General features: G+C 72.4%; 18 protein-coding genes. 10 read left to right on the top strand and 8 right to left on the bottom strand.

The features are described 5' to 3' along the window. Positions 1 to 154: 154 nt before the first annotated feature. Positions 155 to 1564 carry a hypothetical protein gene (locus tag BM064_RS09695; RefSeq protein WP_245779110.1) on the bottom strand — a complete coding sequence of 470 codons (1410 nt, stop codon included), beginning with the start codon at positions 1562 to 1564 and terminating at the stop codon, positions 155 to 157. A gap of 824 nt (positions 1565 to 2388) precedes the next feature. Between BM064_RS09695 and BM064_RS09690 the strand changes: the two genes are divergently transcribed. After that, on the top strand, positions 2389 to 3633 hold the full coding sequence (locus BM064_RS09690) for an MFS transporter (protein ID WP_092859560.1): 1245 nt from the start codon (positions 2389 to 2391) through the stop codon (positions 3631 to 3633). A gap of 3 nt (positions 3634 to 3636) precedes the next feature. Here BM064_RS09690 and BM064_RS09685 read toward each other — a convergent pair whose 3' ends face one another. The 3 genes from BM064_RS09685 to BM064_RS09675 all read right to left on the bottom strand — a co-directional run bounded on the left by BM064_RS09685 (position 3637) and on the right by BM064_RS09675 (position 6823). Then, positions 3637 to 4167, bottom strand: a complete 531-nt coding sequence (locus BM064_RS09685; protein ID WP_092859559.1) for a hypothetical protein — start codon at positions 4165 to 4167, stop codon at positions 3637 to 3639. A 408-nt stretch (positions 4168 to 4575) separates the two neighbouring features. Then, on the bottom strand, positions 4576 to 5115 hold the full coding sequence (locus BM064_RS09680) for a hypothetical protein (RefSeq protein ID WP_092859558.1): 540 nt from the start codon (positions 5113 to 5115) through the stop codon (positions 4576 to 4578). A gap of 109 nt (positions 5116 to 5224) precedes the next feature. Beyond that, positions 5225 to 6823 (bottom strand): bifunctional metallophosphatase/5'-nucleotidase, encoded by a 1599-nt coding sequence (locus tag BM064_RS09675; protein ID WP_092859557.1) that lies wholly within the window; start codon positions 6821 to 6823, stop codon positions 5225 to 5227. A 382-nt stretch (positions 6824 to 7205) separates the two neighbouring features. On the opposite strand from BM064_RS09675, the gene BM064_RS09670 reads away from it, so the two are divergent. Continuing rightward, positions 7206 to 7577, top strand: a complete 372-nt coding sequence (locus BM064_RS09670; protein WP_092859556.1) for a helix-turn-helix domain-containing protein — start codon at positions 7206 to 7208, stop codon at positions 7575 to 7577. Then, complete coding sequence (locus BM064_RS09665; RefSeq protein ID WP_092859555.1) at positions 7567 to 8148, top strand: ImmA/IrrE family metallo-endopeptidase; 582 nt, start codon at positions 7567 to 7569, stop codon at positions 8146 to 8148. Before BM064_RS09670 ends, BM064_RS09665 begins: the two co-directional genes overlap by 11 nt. Here BM064_RS09665 and lepA read toward each other — a convergent pair. Further along, positions 8145 to 9944, bottom strand: a complete 1800-nt coding sequence (lepA, locus tag BM064_RS09660; RefSeq protein WP_092859554.1) for a translation elongation factor 4 — start codon at positions 9942 to 9944, stop codon at positions 8145 to 8147. The genes BM064_RS09665 and lepA overlap by 4 nt on opposite strands. Positions 9945 to 10187: 243 nt before the next feature. On the opposite strand from lepA, the gene BM064_RS09655 reads away from it, so the two are divergent. The 6 genes from BM064_RS09655 (at position 10188) to rfbD (ending at position 15028) form a co-directional block, all read left to right on the top strand. Then, positions 10188 to 11009, top strand: a complete 822-nt coding sequence (locus tag BM064_RS09655; protein WP_143103296.1) for a galactosyl transferase — start codon at positions 10188 to 10190, stop codon at positions 11007 to 11009. Between the two features lie 120 nt (positions 11010 to 11129). Further along, a complete protein-coding gene (locus tag BM064_RS09650) occupies positions 11130 to 11825 on the top strand; it encodes a nitroreductase (protein ID WP_092859552.1) in 696 nt (231 codons plus the stop codon). A 138-nt stretch (positions 11826 to 11963) separates the two neighbouring features. Beyond that, a complete protein-coding gene (locus tag BM064_RS09645) occupies positions 11964 to 12380 on the top strand; it encodes a globin domain-containing protein (RefSeq protein WP_092859551.1) in 417 nt (138 codons plus the stop codon). A gap of 114 nt (positions 12381 to 12494) precedes the next feature. Beyond that, on the top strand, positions 12495 to 13046 hold the full coding sequence (gene rfbC, locus BM064_RS09640; RefSeq protein ID WP_092859550.1) for a dTDP-4-dehydrorhamnose 3,5-epimerase: 552 nt from the start codon (positions 12495 to 12497) through the stop codon (positions 13044 to 13046). Between the two features lie 78 nt (positions 13047 to 13124). After that, a complete protein-coding gene (locus BM064_RS09635; RefSeq protein WP_092859549.1) occupies positions 13125 to 14147 on the top strand; it encodes an NAD-dependent epimerase/dehydratase family protein in 1023 nt (340 codons plus the stop codon). After that, positions 14144 to 15028: a dTDP-4-dehydrorhamnose reductase gene (gene rfbD / locus BM064_RS09630; protein WP_092859548.1), complete on the top strand. Its 885-nt coding sequence runs from the start codon at positions 14144 to 14146 to the stop codon at positions 15026 to 15028. The genes BM064_RS09635 and rfbD overlap by 4 nt, the downstream gene beginning before the upstream one ends. Positions 15029 to 15382: 354 nt before the next feature. Here the strand turns inward: rfbD and BM064_RS09625 are convergent, their stop codons facing one another. The 3 genes from BM064_RS09625 to fsa are packed head-to-tail and all read right to left on the bottom strand — an operon-like array spanning position 15383 to position 17696. After that, a complete protein-coding gene (locus tag BM064_RS09625; RefSeq protein ID WP_092859547.1) occupies positions 15383 to 16273 on the bottom strand; it encodes a tyrosine recombinase XerC in 891 nt (296 codons plus the stop codon). A gap of 41 nt (positions 16274 to 16314) precedes the next feature. Next, positions 16315 to 17046, bottom strand: coding sequence for a DUF484 family protein (locus BM064_RS09620; protein ID WP_092859546.1), 732 nt, complete (start codon positions 17044 to 17046; stop codon positions 16315 to 16317). Further along, positions 17046 to 17696 (bottom strand): fructose-6-phosphate aldolase, encoded by a 651-nt coding sequence (gene fsa / locus BM064_RS09615; RefSeq protein ID WP_092859545.1) that lies wholly within the window; start codon positions 17694 to 17696, stop codon positions 17046 to 17048. Before fsa ends, BM064_RS09620 begins: the two co-directional genes overlap by 1 nt. A 150-nt stretch (positions 17697 to 17846) precedes the next feature. Here fsa and BM064_RS09610 point away from each other — a divergent pair, with 150 nt between their 5' ends. Further along, a complete protein-coding gene (locus tag BM064_RS09610) occupies positions 17847 to 20123 on the top strand; it encodes a primosomal protein N' (protein WP_092859544.1) in 2277 nt (758 codons plus the stop codon). The last annotated feature ends 118 nt before the right edge of the window (positions 20124 to 20241 follow it).

Below are 20241 nucleotides of genomic sequence, written 5' to 3'. Positions count from 1 at the left end.
GGGGGTGAAAAGGCCATGAAGAAAGCCATGCGCTGCGGTGAAAGCCGGCGCCCGAACCCTAAGGTAAACTGCGCCGAAGCGGGATTCCGGGCGGGATCGACCCGGTTTCGCCCCGTTTTCGGCGCCGATCGCCCGCGAAGGCCGGATCGGCGGGCTAGAGCAGGTAGGCGATGACCAGCACCCAGGCCGACAATGCCGCGCCGCACACAAGCGCGTAGGCGCCGTTCCACACCAGCCCCACCCGGCGGGCCGTCGTGCCGCTGAACGCGCCGAGCATCAGCGTCGAGGCGGTGTAGGGCGAGGACGCCCCCGACACCGCCCAGCCGGCGGTGAAGGCGCAGACCACCGCCTCGGCGCTGACCCCCATCGCCTCCGGAGCGGGCAGCAGCGGCGCCAGCAGCGAGGCGGCCAGGATCGGGTTCATGCCGATCTGCCCCGCCAGCGGCATCAGCCACAGCGCCGAGAGCAGCAGAACCCAGGCGGGCACGAGCTCGAGATGCAGGCCCGCGCCGCGCACCACGGGGGCGAGCAGGCCCGAGCCCACCGCCCCGATGAAGCCCGCCATCATCAGCAGCACCACCTCGGCCCGGTAGCCGGGCAGGTCGCGCACCGCATAGGCGCCGGCGCGGGCGGCCACGCGCCGCCAGCGCGCGCCCGGCCCCTCGCCCCGCCCCTGCAGCCAGACCCAGACGGCCGAGACCAGCGGCGCCCAGACCATCACCACCCCCACGATCGAGACCCCGGTGGAGAGGTGCAGCGCCGCCGCCCCGCCGCCGATCACCGCCAGCAGGATCACCAGCGGCAGGGCGCGGGACCAGCCGCCGGGCTCCGGCTCGGCCCGCGCGGGGGCGGGGGTGGAGAGGCGGGGCTTGAAGATCGAATCCATCGCCCAGCCGATGGTCGCCAGCAGCAGGCCCGAGACCAGGGCGTAGGGGAACACGCCGGTCCAGCTCGCGCCCGGGATCAGGGCGGTGGTGATGGCGATGGCGAAGCTCAGCGGCGACCAGGGCAGCATCGCCACCAGCCCGCGGGCGGTGGCGAGCAGCATGCGCCGCTTGCGCACCTCGCGGATCTCGGGGTTGGGCTCGGCGTCCGAGGAGGCGGTGGCGAGCGAGCCCAGCAGCGCGATGGCCCCGTAGTTGAGCACCGTCCCGAAGGCCGCGCCGCCCAGCGTCAGCGCCGCATAGCGCTGCCCCGGCGGGCGCGAGGCGAGGAACAGGCCGCAGTCGCGGATCGCGGGCGAGGTCTCGGCCGCGTGGCGCAGGGTGGTCAGCGCGGCGAAGAAGGCGGCGATGAAGGCCGCCTGCGCCAGGCCGTCGGCGACCAGCGCCGCCCCGGCCGGCAGCGTCGCCGCCGCCAGCGCGGCGAGCGCGAGGCCGATGGCCACGAACACCTTCGGCTGGCGGGAGGCCCGCGCCGCCAGCAGCCCCGCGATGGCGGCGGCGCAGGCGTATTCCAGCGGCTCCACCCAGGGCCCGGCCCCCCAGCGCCCCAGGGCCACCAGGCCCAGATCGAGGATCATCAGCAGGCCGGCGGCGCGGTCGATACGGGAGGCGAGCAGCAACGGTCGTTCCGTCCAGGGTCCGGAAAACGCTCGCGAGCGGGCCGCGAACAGGGGGGGCGGGCGCCGCCGGGAGCGGCGCGTCCCCTCCGCATACGCCTCGATGGCGGCGAGGTGAAGGCCGCCCGGCGCGGCATTCGCCCCGCCGCGGTCCGCGCGCTCATGGCGCAGGCGCCCATGGCCCGGCTGCCCGCCGCCCAGGCGCCGCAGGGTCGCGCCGGGAGCGCCTGTCCTCGACGGACGCCGCGCCGGGGCATGACGGGGCCGACCGGCGCCGGCCGCCCGAGGCCCGCGTCCTGCCGGCCGTTGCGCCGCGCCGAGGCCGGAGGCGCCGCGTCGGGCGTCTCGCCCGGGGCCGGCGTCGCGCCCGCGGCGCGGGCCCGGCGACGGGCCTCGGGCGACCGTCGCCCGGGGCGGGCCGCGCGCGGCGGCGGGGGGCCGCGCCGGCGGCGGGCGCGGAGACGGGCGCCCGGACAGGCGGCCGGCGCGGGACGTCCCGGGTCGCGGTCGCGGCCGTCGAGCGCGCGGCCGTCGTGCGGTCGGTCGGTCGGTCGGGCGGGCGGAGCGGCGGGCCGGTCCGCCCGCCGCTCCGCGCGCAGGCGGCGTCGCCGGCCCGCCGCGCCTGCCGCACCCGGTCGACGCGGGTCCCGCCTGCCGCCGGTCGGCACGCCGCGCGGCGCGGGGTCGTCCCGGACGACCTGCGGCGGGAGGCCGCGAGCCGGCTGGACGCTGCCGCGGCGGGCGGTCTATGACGCTGGGGCGGGCGCCTCGCGGCGCCTCGTCCGGGCCGCGCCCGGCCCTCCTCGTCCTCCGCCCCGGAGCCTCCCATGCCGCGCCCGACCGAGCCCTCCGCCGCCCCCGGCTTCGCGCTGGACGGGCGCGCCTCGTGGATCCGGCTGGGGATCTCGCTGCTGGCGGCGGGCGTCGGCGGCGGGGCGATGTGGTCCATCGTGGTGCTGCTGCCGGCGATGGAGGCCGAGTTCGGCGTCGACCGGGGCGAGGCCTCGCTCGCCTATTCCGCCACCATGATCGGCTTCGCGCTGGGCAGCCTGGGCGTGGGACGCTCGGTCGACCGCTTCGGGATCGGGCCGGCGATGGGGGTCTCGGCGCTGCTGGCGGCGGCGGCCTATGCGGGCTCGGCGATGACCGGCGACTTCCTGGTGCTGGCGGGGCTGCAGTTCCTGATCGGCGTCGGCGGCGCGGCCACCTTCGGGCCGCTGGTCGCCGACATCTCGCTGTGGTTCGGGCGCAGGCGGGGGCTGGCGGTGGCGGTGGTGGCGGCGGGCAACTACCTCGCCGGCGTGATCTGGCCGCTGGTGCTGGCGCCGCTGGTCGAGCTCTACGGCTGGCGAGAGGCGACCTGGACGCTGGCCGCGGCCATGGTCCTGCTGCTGGGGCCGCTGAGCCTGCTGCTGCACGCCCGCGTCCCGGCAGAGGCCGAGGGCGAGGCGGCGGCCGCGGCCCAGGCGGCGCGGCGCTCGGCCGGGTTCACGCCCGGCGGGCTGCAGGCGCTGCTCTGCATCGCGGGGATCGCCTGCTGCCTCGCCATGGCGACGCCGCAGATCCACGTGGTCGCGATGTGCGTGGACCTGGGCTACGGGCCCACGGCGGGGGCGGGGATGCTGTCGCTGATGCTGGCCGGCGGGATCGTCTCGCGCCTGGCTTCGGGGGTGATCGCGGACCGGATCGGGGGGGCGCCGACGCTGCTGATCGGCTCGGTCGGGCAGATGATCTCGCTGGCGCTCTATCTTCCGTTCGACGGTCTGGTCCCGCTCTATGTCGTCAGCCTGATCTTCGGGCTGAGCCAGGGGGGCGTGATCCCCTCCTACGCCATCATCGTGCGCGAGATGCTGCCGGCGCGCGAGGCGGGGGCGCGCGTCGGCCTGGTGATCATGGCGACGATCTTCGGGATGGCGGCGGGGGGCTGGATGGCCGGGTGGATCCACGACCTCTCCGGCTCCTACAAGATGGCGTTCCTCAACGGGGTCGCCTGGAACGCGGTCAACATCGCGCTGATCTCGTTCCTGATCCTGAAGGCGAACAACGCGCGGACGCGGGCGGTCGCGGCCTGAGGCCTAGCGGGCGACGCGGGCGCGAAGCTCCCGCGCCAGCCAGAAGCGGCCCTCGAGCCAGGGCGAGAGCTCCAGCACCCGCCCGCCGCGGAAGGCGATCAGGGCCGTGCGGTCGTCCTCGGTCACCCCGGTGACGTCCTTGAGCGGCAGCGCGTAGCGGGGCCCGAGAATGTTGCGCGAGGCGATGCGGTCCCAGGTGACGGTGACCCGCTCGCTGAGCTGCACGGCCCGGCGCGCGGCGACGCCGGCGAGGCCCAGGAAGATGATCCAGTGCCAGAAGGTGGGGCCCACGCCCTCGCCCGCGGCCATGCGCTCGAACAGGGAGCGCCCCACCAGCGCCGCCACCGCGGCCAGCGCCAGCAGCCACCACCAGGCCGAGGGCGCGGCCGAGAGGATCACCGCCGAGCCCTCGCGCAGCGGCTCGTCCCAGGCCTTGCGCTGGTCGGCGCGGAACCGCGCGCGCGCGCCGAGGTTGCGCCAGACGAGCCAGCACAGGAACAGGAACAGGACGGCGAGGGCGATGCGGATGATCATGCGGCGGGCTCTGTGGTTTCCCTTGTCACGTGAGATATAGGCGCCAGGCGGACCGATGTCGCGTCCCGGAGGCGGGAGCGGCCCGCAGGCGCCCTGCGGGCGGGCTTGGCTGCGTCGCGCGGCTGGTGGGCCGCGGCGGCCGATCGGAGAAGGGGGAGCCTCCGGCGGGCTCCGGACTCACCCGAGAACAAGCCCCGCGCCTGTCCTCCGGAGCCGTCCATCGCGTCCGATGCCTGAGCGACTCGGGGGGAGGGGTCAAGGACAAGCCGCGCTTCGCGCGGTCGCTGCGCGATCCTTGACCCCTCCCCCCGAGTCGCTCCGATCGGCATCCGCGATGGACGGCTCCGGAGAACAGGCGCTCTGCGCGGCCCGGCCGGCGGCGCGCCAGGGCGCCTGGGCGGCGGCGGATCAGGCGGGGCGGGGGACGGCGTCGCGCAGGGTGCGCAGGAAGGCGGCGATCTCGGCAGGGAGGGGGCCGGCGTCGAAGGCGGCGAGCGCCTCGCGGGTCCAGCCCTCGGGCGGGGCGAGGGCGGCGGCGAGGCTCGTGCGGCGGGCGGCGGTCCGGGGCGGCAGGGGCAGGCCCGCGGCGGCGTCGAGGAGCTGGGCCAGGTCCCGGATCCGGCGCAGGGCGCGGAACGCCTCCATCATCGGGGCCAGCAGCGCGGGATCGTCGCGCCAGCTCCGGCCGCCGAAGACCTCCTGCACTGTCGCCTGGCCGGCGCCCAGGCAGTCGTAGCGCACGCAGCCGCCGAAGCCCGCCTCCGACAGCCGGTCGTGGATCGTGCAGGCGTGGCCCGCGAGGTGGCGGCAGGGCTCTCCCGCCGGCTTGTCGAAGGCGAAGAGGTCGGAGCGGTCGAAGGCCAGCGCCACGCAGCACAGCGCCGCGCAGCGCGGGCAGTCCGGGGCGAACGGGTCCGCCGGCGCTGGATCGCCCTTCGTCCCCTGCAAGCCCGCCCTCCCTGCGAATGCGAAGGGCCGGCCCGAAGGCCGGCCCTCTCCCCCCATCGCCCGCAAGACCGCGCCCCGTCAACCGGGCGCGGACCGCGGGACGTCCCGCTCACTTCTTCGAAATGCGGTCGTCCACATGCGGCGTGTAGGGCGCGTTGGCCGCCAGGTACTCGGCCACCACGTCCGCGAGGTCGGGGCCGTAGTCGTAGGCGTTCTCGCCCTTCTCGGCGAAGACCGCGTAGCCGTCGCCGCCCGAGCGCATGTAGTTGTTCGACACCACCCCGTAGGTCTTGGCGGGATCCAGGGCCTCGCCGCCGATCTCCACCGAGACGATGCGCGAGCCGGCGGGCTGCGCGGGATCCCACACGAAGCGCATGCCCGAGATCTGCGGGAAGCGCCCGGCGCCTTCCTCGACCTGGCTGACGCCGTTCTCCAGCGCCTCGACGATGCCGGCGCCGGTCAGCTGGAAGGTGGCGAGCGTGTTCTGGAACGGCAGCACCGTCAGCACCTCGCCCATCGTCACCTCGCCCGCGTCGATCGAGGCGCGAAGCCCGCCGCCGTTGGCGATGGCGACGTCCACGCCCTGGTCCTTGACCCGGTCGAGCATCGCGTCGGCGACCAGCACGCCCATCTCGCAGACCTCCGAGCGGCAGACCGCGCGGTCGCCGCCGATGGGCTGCTCGGTCTGGGCGACCACCTTCTCGCGGATCTGCTGGAGCGGCTCGGCCAGCTCCTCGATCCGGCCCTTGACCTGCATGTCCTCGGCGATGGAGGCGTCCATCAGCACCGGCTCGCCCTGGGTCGCGTCGGTCAGCTTGCCCTCGTCGTCGAAGACGGCCTCGAGCTTGCCGAGGTACTTGCCGTAGGCGTAGGCCGAGAGGATCGCGGTGCGGCCGCCGTCGGGGCCGTCGATCCAGGTGGGATAGGGGCCCTCGGCCTTCTCGTTGGTGTTCGAGAGCAGCGTGTTGGTGTGGCCGCCGACGATGATGTCGACCCCCGCCACCTGCGCCGCCACCCGCTGGTCGACGCCGTAGCCCGAGTGCGAGAGGACGATGATCTTGTTCACGCCCTCGGCGGTCAGTTTCTCGACCTCGGCGCGGACGGCTTCCACCGGGTCGCCGAAGGTGATGTTCTTGCCCGGCGAGGCCAGTTCGGCGGTGTCCTGCGGGGTCAGGCCGATCAGGCCGATCTTCTCGCCGTTCTTCTCGACGACGGTGGACTTCTGCAGGACGTCGGCGAGCGCCGGCTCCTGGCTGACGTCGGCGTTGGACATCAGCACGGGGAAGTCGACGGCCTCCATGAAGCCCTTGAGCACCTCGGGGCCGTCGTCGAATTCGTGGTTGCCCACGGTCATCGCGTCGTAGCCCAGGCCGTTCATCATCTCGGCCGCGGCCTTGCCCTTGTAGTAGGTGTAGAAGAGCGTGCCCTGGAACTGGTCGCCCCCGTCGAGCAGGATCGGGTTCGACGAGGCCGCCTTCTCCGCCGCCACGGCGGTGGCGAGCCGGGCCGAGCCGCCGAAGCACTTGCCCTCCGCGTTGTCCTCGGCCGAGCAGCCGGAGTCGTATTTCGAGATCGGCTCGAAGCGGGCGTGGAAATCGTTGGTGTGCAGAACGGTGAGCGCGTAGTCGGCCGAGGCGGCCACGGGCGCGAGCAGCGCCAGCGAGGCCACGGCGGACCTGAGCAGGCCGGCGGAGGTGCGGGGGGTCATCGGTCGCTCCATGTCGGTTAGGTGACGCTCAGGTGAGCGGGTTTTGATGCGCCGCGCAAGGGGGATGCGGGGGCGGGGCGACGCGGGAGGATAGGGCGGGGGTGTGAATTCCGTGCGACGGGAGGGGGTGCGCTCCCGCAGATCTTCAATTCGCTAGACGGCGAGCGCGGTCGCTCCCCCTCCCCCCGCACGCGATTGCAATGAGTTGCCGCACTGCAAGCCGGAGCCGAGAGCTCGCGCTTGTCGTCTGTTGCCACGGCAGATCGGCACGATCTCGTGGTTGGCCCCAGAAATGGTGCCTGGCACCGTCATGGATACCAGATTTGGCTTCAAATCTTAACCGCGCTGGGTTAACCTGTGCCTGCAAGTCGAGGAGGGAGACATGGACCGAAGTGAAATCGGCGAGTTCTTGCGCGTCACGCGCGCGAAGAAAGGCTACCGCCTGAAGCACTTGGCGGATGCTCTGGAGGTGTCGAGTGCGTTTTTGTCTGCTGTAGAGTTCGGTAGGAAGCCTGTGCCGCGCTACTGGCGCGAGCCAATCGTAAAGTTCTTTGGGCTTTCGGAGGGCGACACTGAAAAGCTCAGTGCACTAATTGATCGTGCGCAAGGTTCTGTGACGATTACGCCTGCCTCGCCAGAAGAGTCAGGTCTTATTGCTGCCTACGAGAGGGTTCGCCCGATGTTGACGCCGGTCCAACTTGAGCTCTTCACGCAAGAGCTGAAACGCGCAGGAGAAAAGGGTCATGAGACGTAACACCAAGATCCCGCTCAAGAGAGTCGAGCGGATCTTCAATGAAGCTCTTCGCATCCGTCGTCAGTTCGCTTCCGACAGCGAGCCATTCGACTCGATTGGCTACATTGAGGAGCGGCTGCCCTTCGCTGGAATTTACAGCTTTGACTTTATGGTTGAAGAAAAAGTGTATTCCGGAAATGTTCAGGTGCCGGCCTATGTCAATATTCGTGACAAGATCTTTATGAGGATCGATCAGCGCACTTATGACGACGCTACGGATATGCACCCGAAAGCACGCGAGATCGTTGCGCACGAAATCGGGCATATAGTTCTCCATGTCTTGGTCGCTAAGCGTATGGAGATCCGTAATTTCCACAAGGGCGTCCCGGTTACTGACGCTCACTACAAAACCACCGAGGTGCAGGAATTTGAGGCTGATCTATTTGCAGCAGCTTTGCTAATACCTTGGCCAGCAGTGGCTGAAGAAACTACTGCCTGGGACCTTAAATTGCGATACAAGGTAAAGTCAGACGTGGCGGGCCTAATTATTTACTATTCCGACTGGATCAGGAGGTCCAAAAAGAAGGGTTAGCCATCCATCTTCAGCGCATTGATAAACGCCTCCTGCGGGATGTCCACCTTCCCGAACTGGCGCATCTTCTTCTTGCCGGCCTTCTGCTTCTCCAGCAGCTTGCGCTTGCGGGTCACGTCGCCGCCGTAGCACTTGGCCGTCACGTCCTTGCGCATCGCCCGGATCGTCTCGCGGGCGATCACCCGGCCGCCGATGGCCGCCTGGATCGGGACCTTGAACATGTGGGGCGGGATCAGCTCCTTGAGCTTCTCGCACATCGCACGACCCCGCATCTCCGCCCGGTCGCGGTGAACCATGGTCGAGAGCGCGTCCACCGGCTCGTCGTTCACCAGGATCTGCATCTTCACCAGGTTCTCGGCCCGGTAGCCCTCGATCTGGTAGTCGAAGCTCGCGTAGCCCTTGGTCACCGACTTCAGGCGGTCGTAGAAGTCGAAGACCACCTCGTTCAGCGGCAGATCATACACGACCATCGCGCGGCTGCCCGCATAGGTCAGGTCGCGCTGCTGGCCGCGACGCTCCTCGCACAGCTTCAGCACCGCGCCGAGGTAGTCGTCGGGGACCAGGATCGTGGCCTTGATCCAGGGCTCCTCGATCTCCTCGACATGGGTCAGGTCGGGCATGTCGGCGGGGTTGTGCAGCTCACGCACCGTGCCGTCGCGCATCTGCAGGCGGTAGACCACCGAGGGGGCGGTGGTCACCAGGTCGATGTCGTACTCCCGCTCCAGCCGGTCGCGGATCACCTCGAGGTGCAGGAGGCCCAGGAACCCGCAGCGGAAGCCGAAGCCGAGCGCGGCCGAGGTCTCCATCTCGTAGGTGAAGGAGGCGTCGTTGAGCGCCAGCTTCTCGATCGCCTCGCGCATGTCCTCGAAGTCGTTGGCGTCGACCGGGAACAGGCCGCAGAACACCACGGGGATCGAGGGCTTGAAGCCCGGCAGCATCTGCGCGCAGGGCCGCTTCTCGTGGGTGATGGTGTCGCCCACGCGGGTGTCGCGCACCTGCTTGATCGAGGCGGTGAGGAAGCCGAGCTCGCCCGGCCCCAGCTCCGGCCAGTCCTTCATGACGGGCGAGAACACGCCCACCCGGTCGACCTGGTAGTCGGCCTTGGTGGACATCATCCGGATCTTGTCGCCCTTCTTCAGGACGCCGTCGCGGATGCGCACCAGCACCACGACGCCCAGGTAGGCGTCGTACCACGAATCGACCAGCATCGCCTTCAGCGGCGCCTCGCGGTCGCCGGTGGGGGCGGGGAGGCGGTTGACGATGGCCTCCAGCACGTCGGGGATGCCGAGGCCGGACTTGGCCGAGATCAGCACCGCCTCGGAGGCGTCGATGCCGATCACGTCCTCGATCTGCTCCTTCACCCGGTCCGGCTCGGCGGCGGGGAGGTCGATCTTGTTGAGGACGGGCACGATCTCGTGGTTGGCGTCGATGGCCTGGTAGACGTTGGCGAGCGTCTGCGCCTCGACCCCTTGCGATGCGTCGACCACCAGCAGGGAGCCCTCGACCGCGCGCATGGAGCGGGAGACCTCGTAGGCGAAGTCGACGTGGCCGGGGGTGTCGATCAGGTTGAGGACGTAGTCGTTCCCGTCCTGCGCGGTGTAGTTCAGGCGCACGGTCTGCGCCTTGATGGTGATGCCGCGCTCGCGCTCGAGCTCCATCGAGTCGAGGACCTGCTCCTTCATCTCACGGTCCGTCAGCCCGCCGGTGATCTGGATCAGCCGGTCGGCGAGGGTGGATTTGCCGTGGTCGATGTGAGCCACGATGGAGAAGTTGCGGATGCGCGAAAGTTCGGTCATGAGGCGCCATTTGCGGCCACTTCGCACGCGCGTCAAGCGGTGTGAGCGTCGAAGCCGCCCGGGGCGCGGGGTCCGCTCCGCACGATGTCGCGAACCGGGGCCCGCGGGCCGTGCGTCAAGCCGCAGGGTTGACCCGGATCGCTCCGCCGACGGAAGCCTGTGCCGCGCGCCCGGCGGGCGCGTTTCGTCCCGTCGCGGGCCCGGGGGGCCGCGCCGCACGTCCCGGGGGGCCTCGACGTCGACATGAGCACCGCGCCGCACCTGACCTTCGTCGTGCCGATCCGCCATCCGCAGAACGCGCGGGACTGGGCGCTCGAGAAAGCCAACCTCGCGCGCACCGCCCGCTCGATCGCGGGGCAGACCGCGCCCGGCTGGCGGGCGGTGGTGGTGGCCAACGAGGGCGCCGACCTGCCGCCGCTGCCGGCGGGGTTCGAGGTGGCGCGGGTGAACCATCCGCCCAACCCCGGCCACGACCTGGTGAAGACCGACCGGCAGGCGGCCTGGGCGGTGTTCCGGCGCGACAAGGGCCGGCGGGTCGCAGACGGGCTGCGGGCGGCGGGGGCGTCGCGCTATTTCATGATCGTCGACGGGGACGACCTGGTCAGCAACCGGCTCAGCGCCCACGTGCTGGAGAACGACGGCGCCAACGGCTGGGTGTTCGAGAGCGGCTGGTGCCTGGACGCCGACGGCCGCTTCGCGATGAAGCTGACCGAGCGCTTCGAGAAGGTCTGCGGCACTTCGCACATCCTGCGCGCCGACCTCTTCGCCCTGCCCGAGCCCGAGACGCCGGGCTACTGGGAGCGGGTGGAGCTGATGCTCGGCTCCCACGTGCGCGTCGCGGGCCAGGTCGCGCAGGAGGGGCGGCCGATCGCGCCGCTGCCCTTCCCCGGGGCGGCCTACCTGGTGGGCCACGCCAACGCCCACAGCCTGTCGCGCGGCGTGCTGCGGCGGTATTTCCTCAACGGGAACCTGGTGCGCCAGCCGGCGGCGACGCTGGGCCAGCTGCGCCACCTGCACCGCGTGGGCCCCGCCTTCCGGCAGGAGTTCATGGGCGCGCCGGACTGAGCTCCGCCCCGAGCCGCCGCCGCGCGCGAGGGAGATGACCTCCCGCTTCCGATCGTTTAATCTCGCGATTAACTCCGCGCGGATCCCTGGTCCGTGCAAGGTCGAAACGGGAGGAACGAGATGGATTTCGACGACGTCATCAACGGCCGGCGCAGCATCCGCGGCTTCAAGAAGAAGCCGGTGCCGAGGGACCTGGTGGAGGAGGTGATCGCGCTGGCGAACCGCGCGCCGTCCTCGATGAACACCCAGCCCTGGCACCTGCACGTCCTGACCGGCGAGCCGCTGGAGCGGGTCCGCAAGGGCAACACCGAGCGGATGCTCGCCGGCCACCCGGTGACGCGCGAGATCGAGGACCACGGCAAGTACGAGGGCGTGCACCGCGACCGCCAGGTCGAGATCGCCATCCAGCTGTTCGAGGCGATGGGCATCGAGCGCCACGACGCCGAGCGTCGCCAGGACTGGGTGCTGCGCGGCTTCCGCCAGTTCGACGCGCCGGTCTCGATCGTGGTCTGCTACGACCGCGACCTCGAGCCGGGCGGCACCATCGCCCATTTCGACCTCGGCGCCGTCACCTTCGGCCTGGTTCTGGCGGCGTGGAGCCGGGGGCTGGGCTGCGTGATCAACGGCCAGGGCATCATGCAGAGCCCGGTGGTGCGCGAGGTCGCGAAGATCCCCGAGGACCAGGTGATCCTGACCTGCGTGGCGCTGGGCTGGCCGGACGACTCGTTCCCCGCCAACGCCGTCGTCTCGCGCCGCCGCTCGGCCGAGCAGGTGGCCCGCTTCGTGGGCTGGGAGGAGCCGGCCGAGACCGCCTGAGCGCGGGCCGCGCGGCGGGCGGCCTGCGCCCGCCGGCCGCGGGGCGGCTTGATCGGGGTCAAGGCGGGGGCGGGTCGGGTCGGCGAGGGTCGGGCCGATCCGGCCTCCTCCGGGGCCCGAGACGCAAGGACCCGCGCCATGGCCTTCGACGCCGACCGCATCGCGCTGCTGCGCGACCAGCTCGCCGCACTGCGCCGGGACGCGCCCGACGCGCCCTCCGAGTTCTACCACGCGCTCTTCAGGATCGCGCCGGAGCTGCGCCCGATGTTCCGCGACGAGGACATCGGCGGGCAGGGCGCGAAGTTCATGGCGACCCTGGGCCTGCTGGTCGCGCGCCTGTCCCATCCCGAGGCGATGCATGCCGAGCTGGTCGAGCTCGGCCGCGGCCATGCCGCCTACGGCGTGAAGCCCCGCCACTTCGAGCCGATGCGCGAGGCGCTGATCGAGACGCTGCGCGCCTCGCTGGGCGAGGCCTTCGACGCGGAGTCCGAGGACGCCTGGCGCGCCCTCTACGACCGGGCCGCGGCCGAGATGATCGCCGCCCCCGGGAGATGAACAGGTCCTGACGCCGCACGCCCCGGGCGGCGCTGGATTCCCCCGCGGCGGCCCGCTAAACCGGGTCGCGGCGCGCCCGGCCGGGCCGCGCCTGCGTTCAGGAAGGGGGACGGCATGGACGTCGAGGCGCTGGAGATCCCGGACGTCAAGATCCTGAAGCCGAAGAAGTTCGGCGATCACCGCGGGTTCTTCTCGGAGACGTACAATCGCAAGGCGCTGGCCGAGGCGGGGATCGACCTCGACTTCGTGCAGGACAACCACTCGCTGTCCGGCGAGGTCGGCACGCTCCGCGGCCTGCACTTCCAGACGCCGCCTTTCGGCCAGGACAAGCTGGTGCGCGTGGTGCGCGGCGCGATTCTGGACGTGGCGGTGGACCTGCGGAAGGGCTCGCCGACCTACGGCAGGCATGTGGCGGCCGAGATCTCGGCCGAGGCCTGGAACCAGATCCTGGTGCCGGTCGGCTTCGCCCACGGCTTCGTCACCCTGACGCCGGACGTCGAGGTGATCTACAAGGTCACGAATTATTATGCGCCGGCGCACGACAAGGGCCTGCTGTGGTCCGACCCGGCGCTGGGCATCGACTGGCCGCTGCCTCCGGGCGGGCCGATCCTGTCGGACAAGGACAAGGTCCAGCCCACGCTGGCCGAGATCGACGCCCCGTTCTGACGGGGAAACGCGCGCCGGGGCGCCGAGGGCGCGCCCGTCGGGCGCGCGCGTGAAACGCTTTCTGGGGATATCGCCGCGATGACGCATGTTCTGGTGACCGGGGCCGGGGGCTACATCGGCACCTCGCTCGTTCCGATGCTGCTGGCGGCCGGGCACACCGTCCGGGCCGTCGACCGCTTCTTCTTCGGGCGCGAGCTGCTGCCGCCGCAGCCGGGGCTCGAGATCGTGGTCGAGGACACCCGCGTCCTGCCCGAGCGCCTGCTGGAGGGGATCGAGGCGGTGATCGACCTGGTGGCGATCTCCAACGACCCGTCGGGCGAGCTGTTCCAGAACGCCACGATGCAGATCAACCGCGACAGCCGCGTGCGCACCGCCGAGCTGGCGAAACAGGCCGGCGTGAAACGCTACGTCCTGCCCTCGTCCTGCTCGATCTACGGCTTCCAGGAGCCGGGCGTGATCGCGACCGAGGCGACGCCCACCAACCCGCTGACCACCTACGCGCGCGCCAACGAGATGGCCGAGCAGGCGATCCTGCCGCTGAACGGCGACGGGTTCACCGCGGTGGTGCTGCGCCAGGCCACCGTCTACGGGCTCAGCCCGCGGATGCGCTTCGATCTGGCGATCAACGGCATGACCTACGGCGCCTGGAAGACCGGCAAGCTGCCGCTGATGCGCGACGGCTCGCAGTGGCGCCCGATGGTGCATGTGCGCGACACGGCGTCGGCGCAGATCTTCATGCTCGACGCCCCGGCGGAGACGGTCGGCGGCCAGATCTTCAACGTCGGCTCCGAGGAGAACAACTACCAGCTGGGCCCGCTGGGCGAGCTGGTCGCATCCTACGTGCCGCGCGAGGTGACGATCGAGTGGTATGGCGACGCGGACGTCCGCTCCTACCGCGTGGGCTTCGAGAAGATCGAGAGCCTGGGCTGGAAGGCGCAGCGCACCGCCAAGGACGGCGTGATCGAGATCTGCGCGGCGCTGGAATCCGGCGCGCTGGACAAGACCACCCAGACCATCACGCTCGACTGGTACAAGACCCTCGCCGACTGGCACCGCCGCATCAAGGAGGTCGAGCTCCACGGCGGGATCATCGAGATATGAAGGTCCTGCTGCTGGGGGCGAACGGCCAGCTCGGCCATGACCTGACCGCCGCCCATGCCGCCGCGCCTGACCGGATTTCGGGGGGGATCGAGCTGATCCCCCTCGGGCGCGACAAGCTCGACGTCTCGGCCCCCGCAGGGATCGCCGAGACGCTGGCGGCGGTCGAGTTCGACGCGCTGGTCAACTGCACCAGCTACCACAAGACCGACGAGGTGGAGGACGCGGGCTCCCGCGCCATGGCGGTCAACGCCCATGCCCCCCAGCAGATGGCGAAGCTCTGCGCCGACCGGGGCGCGCGGTTCATCCACATTTCGACCGACTACGTGTTCGGCGGCGACCGGGAGCGGACGACGCCGCTGCCCGAGGACGCGCCGACGGCGCCGGTCAACGTCTACGGCGCCTCTAAGGCTTTCGGCGAGACGCTGGCCTCGCTGGCGGGGGAGCCCACGATCCTGCGCGTCGCCTCGCTCTACGGCGTGGCGGGGGCGAGCGGGAAGGGCGGCAACTTCGTCGAGACGATGATCCGCTTCGGCCGCGAGCGCGGGGCGCTGAAGGTGGTCGACGACCAGCGGATGTCGCCGACCGCCACCGCCGACATCGCCGCGGTGATCCTGCGGATGCTGCGCGAGGGCGTGGAGCCGGGCCTGTGGCATGTCGCCGGCGGCGGCGAGGCCACCTGGTTCGAGTTCGCCTGCGAGATCGTCCGCCAGGCCGGGATCGAGGCCGAGATGACGCCCTGCACCTCCGCCGAGTTCCCCACCCGGGCGCTGCGGCCCGGCTATTCCGTGCTGGACACCTCGAAGCTGGCCTCCGCCTTCGCGCCGATGCCGGACTGGCGGGAGAGCCTCGCGCGGTATCTCAAGGCCAAGGGGCACGTCTGAGGGCGCGGGAGCCGGCCGCAAGCGGCCAGCGGCGGTCTACAGGCGCCCTGCGGGCGGGCTTGGCATGCGCGCGCTTCGCGCGCGGGCGGGCTGGCGCCCGCGGAAGGCCGCTCCGGACTCACCGAGGAACAAGCCCCGCGCCTGTCCCCCGGATCCGTCCATCGCCGACGATGCCTGAGCGACTCGCCCGGAGCGGTCAAGGACGAGCCGCGCGGGGCGCGGTCGCTGCGCGATCCTTGACCGCTCCGGGCGAGTCGCTCTTGCGGCATCAGCGATGGACGGCTCCGGGGAACAGGCGCTTTGCGAGGGCGGCGGGCGCGGCGCCAGGGGCGCGCTCGGCGGGCGGCGGAGCGGTCAGGCGCGGGGGTGGGCCTTTTCGTAGATCTCCATCAGCCGGGCCTCGTCGAGGCCGGTGTAGACCTGCGTGGTGCTGAGCGAGGCGTGGCCGAGAAGCTCCTGGATCGCGCGAAGGTCGCCGCCTGCCTTCAGGAGGTGCGTTGCAAAACTGTGGCGCAGCGCGTGAGGGGTGGCGGTCGCCGGCAGACCCAGCCGGGCGCGGGCCTGCGCCATGCGCAGCTGGATCAGCCGAGGCGAAAGCGGGCCGCCGCGCGCGCCCAGGAACAGGGCGCCGTCGCCGGCGGTCTCCGGCCAGGGGACCGTCTCCAGATACCAGTCCACCGCCGCGCGGGCGGCGGGGAGGACGGGGACCAGCCGCTCCTTCCCGCCCTTGCCGCGGATGCGCAGGACGTCGGGCAGCGGGGCGTCGGCGCGGCGCAGCGACAGCGCCTCGGAGATGCGCAGGCCGCAGCCGTAGAGCAGCGTCAGCACCGCGGCGTCGCGCGCCGCGATCCAGTCGGGGGAGTCGGAGGCCTCGGCGTCGCCGATCAGCGCGCGGGCCGCGTCCTCGGAGACCGGGCGCGGCAGGCGGGCGGGGGCGCGGGGGCCGCGGGCGGCGAGCACCGCGGGGGCCTCGATCCCTTCCGCGTCGCCCAGCCAGCGGTGGAAGCCGCGCACCGCCGACAGCGCCCGGCGCAGCGAGCGGGCGGAGAGGCCGCGGGCGCGCTCGCGCGCCATCCAGGCGCGCAGCTCCGGCTGGCCGGTCTGCGCGAGGGCGGCGGCCGTGAGCGGGCCGCCGCGGTGGTCGCGCAGGAAGGCGAGGAAGCCCGCGACGTCGTGCCGGTAGGCCTCGATCGTGGCGGGGGCGGCGCCGCGCACGGCGCTCGCCTGCGCCAGCCAGCGGACCATCAGGGCCGTGGCGGCGTCGAGGGGGGGCTCCGCCGGCGCGCTCAGCTCTGGATCCAGGGACGCAGGGCGCGGGCCACCACCGCGCCCAGGAATTCCAGCAGGTCGCCGGCCTGGTCGGGGCCGAAGCGCTGGGCGTCGCGGGCGCCGAAGGCGAGCAGGCCCGGGGCGGAATCGCCCGAAACCTCCAGCCGCACCAGCGCCTCGGAGCCCATGTGCACCCCCTCGGGTCCGTAGAGCCGGGCGCAGTCCGGGCCGGTGGCGCGCAGCACCACCGGGCGGAAGGGCCCGTCCTCGTCCGCGCCCATGTAGCGCGCGACGCCCCCCACGCCGAGCGCGGTCAGCGGCGGCTGCGGCGGGTCGCCCGCGCCCTCGCGCTCGACCCCCACGCGGACCAGGTCCACGCCCAGGATCGGCGGCAGCACCCGCGACAGCACGTGCAGCACGCCCTCGAGGTCGTCGGGCTCCAGCACCGCGAGCGCGGCGCGGTGGATCGACTCGGTGACCGCGAGGTTGTCGTAGGCGGCGGCGACGACCGAGCGGTGCGTCTCCTCCAGCCGGCCCAGGCGATTCTCCAGCCGGTCGACCAGCGCGCCGCGCAGGTCGACCACCTGGCGGCTGCCCGCCGAGACTTCGTGCGCGCGGAGGAGGGCGTGCACCATCGCCTCGTCGGCCAGCACCGCCTCGGGCGCGGCCAGCACCGCCTCGCGCAGCGCCTCGACGTCCGCCTCGGTCGCGGCCGCGGGGGCGACGGCCTTGCCCTCCTCCCCGCCCATCAGAGGGTCTGCCCGGTCTTGGCCCAGTCGGCCATGAACGCGTCGAGACCCTTGTCGGTCAGCGGATGCTGGGCCAGGCCCTTGAGCACGTTCGGCGGCATCGTGCCCACGTCGGCGCCGATCAGGGCGGCCTGCTTGACGTGGTTCGCGGTGCGGATCGAGGCGGCCAGGATCTCGGTCTCGAAACCGTAGTTGTCGTAGACCTGGCGGATCTCGGCGATCAGCTCCATGCCGTCGAGGTTGATGTCGTCCAGCCGGCCGATGAAGGGGGAGATGAAGGTCGCCCCGACCTTGGCCGCCAGCAGCGCCTGGTTGGCCGAAAAGCACAGGGTCACGTTGACCATCTTGCCTTCGTCCGTCAGGACCTTGCAGGCCTTCAGCCCATCCATGGTCAGAGGAACCTTGACCGCGATGTTCTCGGCGATTTTGGCCAGCTTGCGGCCCTGCTCGATCATCTCGTCGGCCTTCAGGGCCGTGACCTCGGCGCTGACCGGGCCCTCGACGATGTCGCAGATCTCTTTCGTGACCTCGAGGATGTCGCGGCCCGACTTGGCGATCAGGGAGGGGTTGGTGGTCACGCCGTCCACGAGGCCGCTGTCCGCCAGTTCGCGGATCGCGTCCACATCGGCGGTGTCGACGAAGAATTTCATGTGCTCGCGCCTGATTCCGTCCCGGGCTCGCGTCGCTCGTCCCCGCCGCCCCGGGCCCGGGGGGAGAGCCTGGGCCGACCATATCCCAGACGCGGGGGAGAGGCCACGCGCCCGGGCGGAACGCCGCAGCCCCCGGGCGGGAGGCGTTGCATGACGGACTCAGGGGAAGGTCCCGCGCCGGGCCCCGTGGGCGACCTCTTCGGCGGGCCCGAGATCGGACCCGCGCCCGAGGGCGGCTGGGGCGAGGGCGCGGCCGTCGCCGTGCTGGTCCCGATCCCGGTGGACCGCACGCTGGACTACCTCGCGCCCGTCGGCGGCTGCGCGCCCGGCGACTGGCTGGAGGTCGAGATCGGCCCGCGGGTGATGCTGGGCGTCTGCTGGGGGCCGGGAACCGGCGACTTCGACCGGGCGAAGCTGCGTCCGGCCCTGCGCCGGCTGGACCTGCCGCCGGTCTCCGCCGAGATGCGCGCGTTTCTCGAGCGCGCCGCCGACTACACCCTGACCGACTTCGGGATGATGGCCCGCCTCGCCTCCCGCGCGCCGGGCCTGCGCGAGGCGCCGGGCGCCCGCCGCGCCCTGCGCCGGGGCGGGGAGCCGCCCGCCCGCCTCACCCCCGCCCGCGAAAAGGTGCTGGAACTGGTCGAGGCGGAGCCCGACCGCCTGTGGCTGCCCACCGAGCTCGCCCGCGAGGCCGGGGTCTCCGCCGCCGTGATCAAGGGGCTGGAGACCGCCGGCGCGCTCGAGTCGCTGGAGGTGCCGCGCGACCGGCCCTATGCGCCGCTCGACCCCGCCGCCCCCCGTCGCGCCCTGTCCGAGGCGCAGGAGGAGGGCGCCCGGGCGATGCGCGCGAAGGTGGCGGCGGCGGCGCGGGAAGGGCGGTTCTCGGCCACGCTGCTCCACGGCGTCACCGGCTCGGGCAAGACCGAGGTCTATCTCGAGGCGGCGGCCGAGTGCCTGGCCCAGGGCCGCCAGGCGCTGGTGCTGCTGCCCGAAATCGCGCTGACCTCGGCCTTCCTCGCCCGCTTCCGGGAGCGCTTCGGCGCGCCGCCGGCGGAATGGCACTCGGCCGCCTCGGAGATCGAGCGCCGGCGGTGCTGGCGCGCGGCCGCCAGCGGCGAGGCGCAGGTGGTGGTCGGCGCCCGCTCGGCCCTGTTCCTGCCCTTCGCGGACCTCGGGCTGATCGTCGTCGACGAGGAGCACGACGGCGCCTACAAGCAGGAGGAGGGGGTGCTTTACCACGCCCGCGACATGGCGGTGCTGCGCGGCTCGCTGGGGCGGGCGGCGGTGGTGCTGGCCTCGGCCACGCCCTCGCTGGAGACCTGGGTGAACGCGCAGGCGGGGCGCTACGACCGCGTGGACCTGCCCGAGCGCTTCGGCCCCGCGGTGCTGCCCGAGATCAAGGCCCTGGACCTGCGCGACTGCGCGCCGGAGACGGGGCGCTGGATCTCGGACCCGCTGGCGCAGGCGGTGGCGGAGCGGCTGCAGCGCAAGGAGCAGGCGCTCCTGTTCCTCAACCGTCGCGGCTACGCGCCCCTGACCATGTGCCGGGCCTGCGGGGACCCGGTGATGTGCCCCCATTGCGACGCCTGGCTGGTCGAGCACCGCCGGCGCGGCCGCATGGTCTGCCACCAGTGCGGGCACGAGGCGCCGATCCCCTCCGCCTGCCCGTCGTGCAAACGCGAGGACAAGCTCGCCCTGATCGGCCCCGGCGTCGAGCGCCTGGCCGAGGAGGCGCAGGAGCGATTCCCCGACGCCCGGATCGCGATCCTCAGCTCCGACATGGCCGAGAGCGCGGCGGTGGTGAAGGCCCGGGTCGAGGCGATCGCGGCGGGCGAGGCCGACCTGGTGATCGGCACCCAGCTCGTCGCCAAGGGCCACAACTTCCCGCTGCTGACGCTGGTCGGTGTGATCGACGCCGACCTCGGCCTGCGCGGCGGGGACCTGCGGGCGGGCGAGCGCACCTTCCAGCTGATGCGCCAGGTGGCCGGGCGCGCCGGGCGCGCCGACCGGCCCGGAGAGGCGCTGCTGCAGACCTACGCCCCCGACCACCCCGCCATCGACGCCCTGCTGACCGGCGACGAGGAGAGCTTCCTGCAGTCCGAGGCCGACGCCCGGCGCGAGGCCGGCGCCCCGCCCTTCGGCCGCTACGCCGCCGCCATCGTCTCCGGCCCGCACGAGGACCGCGTCTGGCGCACGGCGGAGGCGCTGGCCCGCGCCCAGGACCTGCTGGCCCCGGCCCGCGCGGAGCTGCTGGGCCCCGCCCCCGCTCCGATCTACCGGGTCCGCGGGCGGTTCCGGGTGCGCCTGCTGGTCAAGGCGCCGCGCGGCCCGGCCCTGCAGCCCGCCCTGCGCGCCTGGCGCGCCGCGGTGCGCCCCGAACCGCAGGTGATGGTGCGCATCGACATCGACCCGCAGAGCTTCTTCTGAGGGCCGGGGAACCCGACCCTCGCCGTTCCGCTCCCGCGCCGATCACCGCCCCGTGCGTCGCCCCGTGCGTCGCCCCCGCGCCGCCCCCCCCCCCGCGCCGCAAGGTAAACTTCGGTCG

Source organism: Albimonas pacifica, assembly GCF_900113695.1.
GTDB lineage: Bacteria > Pseudomonadota > Alphaproteobacteria > Rhodobacterales > Rhodobacteraceae > Albimonas > Albimonas pacifica.
This window is presented reverse-complemented; position numbering and strand designations above follow the sequence as displayed.

Excerpts from the sequence above, each read along its gene's own strand:
- BM064_RS09690 (WP_092859560.1), top strand. The coding sequence starts at position 2,389 with ATGCCGCGCCCGACCGAGCCCTCCGCCGCCCCCGGCTTCGCGCTGGAC.
- BM064_RS09685 (WP_092859559.1), bottom strand. The coding sequence starts at position 4,167 with ATGATCATCCGCATCGCCCTCGCCGTCCTGTTCCTGTTCCTGTGCTGG.
- BM064_RS09675 (WP_092859557.1), bottom strand. The coding sequence starts at position 6,823 with ATGACCCCCCGCACCTCCGCCGGCCTGCTCAGGTCCGCCGTGGCCTCG.
- BM064_RS09670 (WP_092859556.1), top strand. The coding sequence starts at position 7,206 with ATGGACCGAAGTGAAATCGGCGAGTTCTTGCGCGTCACGCGCGCGAAG.
- BM064_RS09665 (WP_092859555.1), top strand. The coding sequence starts at position 7,567 with ATGAGACGTAACACCAAGATCCCGCTCAAGAGAGTCGAGCGGATCTTC.
- lepA (WP_092859554.1), bottom strand. The coding sequence starts at position 9,944 with ATGACCGAACTTTCGCGCATCCGCAACTTCTCCATCGTGGCTCACATC.
- BM064_RS09655 (WP_143103296.1), top strand. The coding sequence starts at position 10,188 with ATGAGCACCGCGCCGCACCTGACCTTCGTCGTGCCGATCCGCCATCCG.
- BM064_RS09650 (WP_092859552.1), top strand. The coding sequence starts at position 11,130 with ATGGATTTCGACGACGTCATCAACGGCCGGCGCAGCATCCGCGGCTTC.
- BM064_RS09645 (WP_092859551.1), top strand. The coding sequence starts at position 11,964 with ATGGCCTTCGACGCCGACCGCATCGCGCTGCTGCGCGACCAGCTCGCC.
- rfbC (WP_092859550.1), top strand. The coding sequence starts at position 12,495 with ATGGACGTCGAGGCGCTGGAGATCCCGGACGTCAAGATCCTGAAGCCG.
- BM064_RS09635 (WP_092859549.1), top strand. The coding sequence starts at position 13,125 with ATGACGCATGTTCTGGTGACCGGGGCCGGGGGCTACATCGGCACCTCG.
- rfbD (WP_092859548.1), top strand. The coding sequence starts at position 14,144 with ATGAAGGTCCTGCTGCTGGGGGCGAACGGCCAGCTCGGCCATGACCTG.
- BM064_RS09625 (WP_092859547.1), bottom strand. The coding sequence starts at position 16,273 with ATGGTCCGCTGGCTGGCGCAGGCGAGCGCCGTGCGCGGCGCCGCCCCC.
- BM064_RS09620 (WP_092859546.1), bottom strand. The coding sequence starts at position 17,046 with ATGGGCGGGGAGGAGGGCAAGGCCGTCGCCCCCGCGGCCGCGACCGAG.
- fsa (WP_092859545.1), bottom strand. The coding sequence starts at position 17,696 with ATGAAATTCTTCGTCGACACCGCCGATGTGGACGCGATCCGCGAACTG.
- BM064_RS09610 (WP_092859544.1), top strand. The coding sequence starts at position 17,847 with ATGACGGACTCAGGGGAAGGTCCCGCGCCGGGCCCCGTGGGCGACCTC.